Source organism: Nitrosospira sp. Nsp13, assembly GCF_900101945.1.
Lineage (GTDB): Bacteria > Pseudomonadota > Gammaproteobacteria > Burkholderiales > Nitrosomonadaceae > Nitrosospira > Nitrosospira multiformis_D.
In genome coordinates, this window is sequence record NZ_FMVD01000035.1 from 1 (window position 1) to 2,513 (window position 2,513).

1 protein-coding gene and 2 pseudogenes are annotated in these 2,513 nt (G+C 44.9%); 1 reads left to right on the plus strand and 2 read right to left on the minus strand.

All coding sequences use genetic code 11. From position 1 onward, the window contains the following. Together BLO43_RS16125 and BLO43_RS16130 are read right to left on the minus strand one after the other, a co-directional pair. Window positions 1-267, minus strand: a pseudogene (locus tag BLO43_RS16125) (hypothetical protein); the annotation flags it as partial. A gap of 20 nt (window positions 268-287) precedes the next feature. Next, window positions 288-683: a hypothetical protein gene (locus tag BLO43_RS16130; protein ID WP_090908061.1), complete on the minus strand. Its 396-nt coding sequence runs from the start codon at window positions 681-683 to the stop codon at window positions 288-290. Window positions 684-2,037: 1,354 nt separating this feature from the next. Between BLO43_RS16130 and BLO43_RS16135 the strand changes: the two are divergent. Further along, window positions 2,038-2,513 (plus strand): annotated as a pseudogene (locus tag BLO43_RS16135) (hybrid sensor histidine kinase/response regulator); the annotation flags it as partial.

The window sequence follows — 2,513 nt, forward strand, 5'->3', positions numbered from 1 at the left end:
CCATATGCCCGAACCGCGGAAACCGATCCCCGCAGTAAACCATCGGGTCTCGTCAAGCGCCCACTTGGGCCCGCTCGGAAGTTTGAAATCAGATGCTCCCACCGCAGAAGATAAGGACAGAAAACCGATCACCAAGAGCCCCACCAACACCATCTGGATACAGAAGTTATTCGTCTTCTTCCAGAGGTCATTTTTTCGCAAGGAACTTTCAGCTGAAATAAATTCATAATCAGCCATTTTGTGTCCTCTTTTCTCAAAATATTTCATCTCTGAAAATTCCTTTTGCGTTAATTAACTCGTTTGGCATGATCGTTTCTTGCAAGTTCCGATGAGATTTTCTGATGAAGAGCAGCCTGCTTTACCGTTTCCTCCGCAGCCATCTCATATTTGCGCAATAAAGCCCAGGTATGGGATCGCATATCCTGAGCCCGCTTGCCATAGAGATAACTTTTATCCTCGTAGTGCTCCAGCAGTTTCTTTTGCCTCTCTACCTCTGCCAGTAATTCCTTAGCTGTAATTTCATACTGCCTGGCCACGGTATCGTGATCGAAGTAGGTTCTGGCATTCTCCGCAATTCTTCGCGTATCAGCATTCCGTGCTTCAAAAGGCGCCATCTGTGCGCAGGATGCCAGCAGGCCGAGCATGGACACTACCACTATGAATTTACCAGTTTGTTTTCTCATGACAATGAACTCCTATATATCATTAAGTACATCAATTCCTTCTACCGATATATCATTAAGTACATCAGCTCCTTCTACCCCTTCGCCAACTGGTGCTCGATTCCTCAGTCAACCTAATCTTCGATGACTTGGAAAAAGAGTATCATCGATTAATTGAAAAATATGCAGGAAATTCCTTACAGGCTGCTCATTTCATTCCTACATCATGTCTCGATATTCCCTACAGATATTTTCCGATTTTCCCACATGAATAACGTTTAATCATAATACGTAAAAATGACGATAACTTAATTATGCGAGAAATTCGGGGAATTTCCTTACAAATTATTCTGCTTATTCCTACGCCATGTTTCGTTATTCCCTACAGATCTTTTCCTTTTTCCTCACATAAACATGAAATAATCATAATGCTTAAAGAATCCTATCATTGATATATTAAAAAAGATGCAGGAAATTCCTTACTGACTGTTCGTTTTACTACTACGCCATGTCTCAATATTTCCTACAGATATCTTCTGCTTTCCCTACAGAAACCCCGTTTAGTCATCGATCTCGCGATGTCGTTACGCGTGGATGTTATCCAATGTCCAATGATCTTTGTTTTTATTAGGCATACATGATAATGTTATGTCATATATGATTTCCCATATATCTCCGTTGCATGTGCTCCCTGAACATCCAAGTTCCAGCCAGATAACATAGCGCCGTTGATAAATACGCCTCGGGTCTACGTAAAGGAGAGCGCTTACCTGTCTGTAAATGGTTAAGAATATTTTCCGCGACGATGGAACGCCGTTCTGAGTTTTCCTAACTAACCGGACAATTTCTGCACGATCCCATTGGATAGCCTGGCCACACATACGATATCCCATCGACATATATCTCACAGGTTTTGGATGCATGGCATTGATTATCGAATCCGGCAGAAAAGAAGTAAGGTTTACCTGACATGATGTTCATGTGTTTCTTACATCATGTTTCGGCATTCGTTGACAGACATGTCAGCTGCGTATGCTAAAGTTTCCATGCATCTGGTCGAAAATGGAGGACGAACATATGTGCATGCTAACGTCTGTTCATTTTTTCTTCTTGCTCAGGCGCGATTTCTCTAAACTGGAATTGCAGGACGAGGAGATAAGGGAAAACGCGAGCGCCCGATCTTCTGAAAGCCGTCACTGCTGCTCCAGCTATAAGGCTTGATTTCCCCGTCATAAAGAACGCTTCCCATTATCCTGCACATGCCCTACGGGAATTATTTGATTGCTGAACAAAGGGATGCTTGGACCTGCTGATGGGGAATCACGGGTACTAGCAATGTAGGTAGCAGTGATTTAACCAGACATAAAGGAAATACATGCGAATTGGCGTTTTCACCAATTTTTGCCTTATCGTCACGGTACTGGGCCTCAGCCTGCTGATCTTTCTTTCCTCCCAGGTGCTGGACACGCTGGATGAGATCACCGCCGCCGAGCGCCAGCAATACAGATCCCTGCAGCTCGCAAATGAGTTATTCCAGAGTTCCGAGGATCTCACCAAGATGGCTCGCAGCTACGTCACCACCGGCGACCCGGTCTATGAACGATTCTTTTTCGAAATCCTCGACATCCGGAACGGCAAACTGCCCCGCCCGTGGGATTATCCGATCACCTACTGGGACGTAAACAATATGCCTTCGCCCACGCGAGATAGTGCCGTCTCCTTGATGGAGCTGATGCAGCGTGAAGGATTCAGCGAGCACGAACTTGACCTGCTGCGGCAATCGCAAAGGAATTCCGACAATCTGGTCAATCTGGAAAAACAGGCCTTCGCTGCCATCAAAGGCTTGTACGA